At 66.0% G+C, this 2,525-nt stretch carries 2 protein-coding genes; one reads left to right on the plus strand and one right to left on the minus strand.

Features of this window, described 5'->3' with window-relative positions; all coding sequences use genetic code 11:
- Nucleotides 1-1,415 (minus strand): cbb3-type cytochrome c oxidase subunit I (locus AC2VON_RS07860; protein ID WP_486952443.1); only part of this gene is annotated, 1,415 nt, incomplete at its 3' end.
- 138 nt (nt 1,416-1,553) lie between these two features.
- Between AC2VON_RS07860 and AC2VON_RS07865 the strand changes: the two genes are divergently transcribed.
- On the plus strand, nt 1,554-2,525 hold a 972-nt coding region (locus AC2VON_RS07865), incomplete at its 3' end, for an ABC transporter substrate-binding protein (protein WP_486952444.1).

Below are 2,525 nucleotides of genomic sequence, written 5' to 3' on the forward strand. Positions count from 1 at the left end.
CCCTGGAAACCGTCGGTGGGCAGGTAATCGGCGTAGCGGCGCGGCATGCCCTCATTGCCCAGCCAGTGCTGCACCAAAAACGTGGTGTGAAACCCGATGAAGGTCAACCAGAAGTGCAGTTTACCCAGCCGCTCGTCGAGCAGCCGCCCGGTCATCTTCGGGAACCAGAAATAGATCCCGGCGAAGGTGGCGAACACGATCGTGCCGAACAGCACATAGTGGAAGTGCGCCACCACGAAGTAGGTGTCGGTGACGTGGAAGTCCAGCGGCGGGCTGGCCAGCATCACCCCGGTCAAGCCGCCGGCCAGGAAGGTGACCACGAAGCCGACCGAGAACAGCATCGGCGTCTCGAAGGTCAGCTGGCCCTTCCACATGGTGCCGATCCAGTTGAAGAACTTGATCCCGGTCGGCACCGCGATCAGAAACGTCATGAATGAAAAGAAAGGAAGAAGTACGGCACCCGTCGCGAACATGTGGTGCGCCCACACCGCCGTCGACAGCCCGGCAATGGACATCGTCGCATAGACCATCGTGGTGTAGCCGAAAACCGGCTTGCGGGAGAACACCGGAAAGATCTCGGTGACGATCCCGAAGAACGGCAGCGCGATGATGTAGACCTCGGGGTGGCCGAAGAACCAGAACAGGTGCTGCCACAGGATCACCCCACCGTTGGCGGCGTCGTAGATATGCCCGCCCAGGTGCCGGTCGACGGCCAGCCCCAGCAGCGCGGCGGTCAGCAGCGGGAAAACAATCAGCACCATGATCGAGGTGACCAGGATGTTCCAGGTGAAGATCGGCATCCGAAACATCGTCATACCCGGGGCACGCATGCACACCACGGTGGTGATCATGTTCACCGCGCCCAGGATGGTGCCCAGCCCGCTGACGGCCAGGCCCATGATCCACAGATCCCCACCGGCGCCCGGCGAATGCAGTGCGCTGGACAGCGGGGTGTAGGCGGTCCAGCCGAAGTCCGCCGCCCCGCCGGGGGTGATGAACCCGGAGAGTGCGATCGTCGCGCCGAACACAAACAGCCAGAGCGAGAAGGCGTTAAGCCGCGGAAACGCCACATCGGGGGCGCCGATCTGCAGCGGCAGCACCAGGTTGGCGAAGCCGAACACGATCGGGGTGGCATAAAACAGCAGCATGATCGTGCCGTGCATGGTGAACAGCTGGTTGAACTGCTCGTTGGACAAAAACTGCAGGCCCGGCGCCGCCAACTCGGATCGCATCAGCAACGCCAACAGGCCGCCGATGAAAAAGAACGTCATGCACGCGACGCAGTACATGATGCCGATCAGCTTGTGATCAGTTGTCGACACCAACTTGTAGATCAGGCTGCCCTTGGGTCCCATCCGCGCCGGGAACGGACGGCCGATCTCCAGTTCTCTGCGCGGGGGTGCTTCGGCGGTCAAGGTTCCTCCAAACGTGGGCATCCTTGGAAACTCGCTTGGAATCTTAACCCGTGTCGACGCTGCGCCGGTACCGCTCCCCTACGGTCTGCTACAAATCGTCGTAAGCGGGCTCGGCACCCGGGTGTTACGGTCGCCTCCGTGGTCAGGCGGGATGTCGTCGCGTCGGTGGCGGCGGGGCTCGCGGTGATCTTGCTCACTGCCACCACCGCCGGTTGTGGAGCCGGTTCGCCGGGCCGGCCGTCGGAATCGGTGATCACCAGCACCACGGAGATCGCCGGCGCCGGCGTGCTGGGAAACGAGCGCCGGCCCGACGAATCCTGTGCGCCCGAACCGGCCCGCGCGGATCCGGGTCCGGAGCTGCGGCGGGTCCACAACACCGCCGGCGTGGACCCGGAGACCACCGAGGTGAGCGCCGACCCGCAGCGCATCGTGGTGCTTGCTGGTGATCAGCTCGACGCGCTCTGCGCGCTGGGCCTGCAGTCCCGCATCGCCGCCGCCGCGCTACCGGACGGCTCCCCCAGCCAGCCCGCCTACCTGGGCACGGCCATCCACGACCTGCCCGGAGTGGGCACCCGCAGCGCCCCGGACCTGGCCGCCATCACCGCGACTCACCCGGACCTGATCCTGGGCTCGCAGGCGCTGACGCCGAAGCTGTATTCGGCGCTGGCGCGGATCGCGCCGACGGTCTTCACCGCGGCGCCGGGCGCCGGCTGGGAGGACAACCTGCGCCGGGTCGGCGCGGCGACGGCACGCAGCACCGCTGCCGCCGAACTGATCAAGAAATTCATCGAATACGCCAAAGAGATCGGGGCCCAGCACGACGCCGCCCACTACCAGGCGTCGGTGGTCGCGCTGACGGAGAACACCCTGCGGGTCTACGGATCGGCCAACTTCCCGGCCAGTGTGCTGCGGACCGTCGGCGTGGACCGGCCGGCGTCGCAGCAGTTCACCGACGAGCCCTACATCGAGATCGGCACCACCGACGCCGACCTGGCCGCAACGGCGGATTTCTCCGCAGCCGACGCCGACATCGTCTACCTGTCGTTCGCGTCGCCGGCGGCCAAGCAGCGCGCAGCCACCGTGCTGGACAGCGAGCCGTGGCGCAAACTG

Source organism: Mycobacterium sp. TH-M82, from assembly GCF_057473605.1.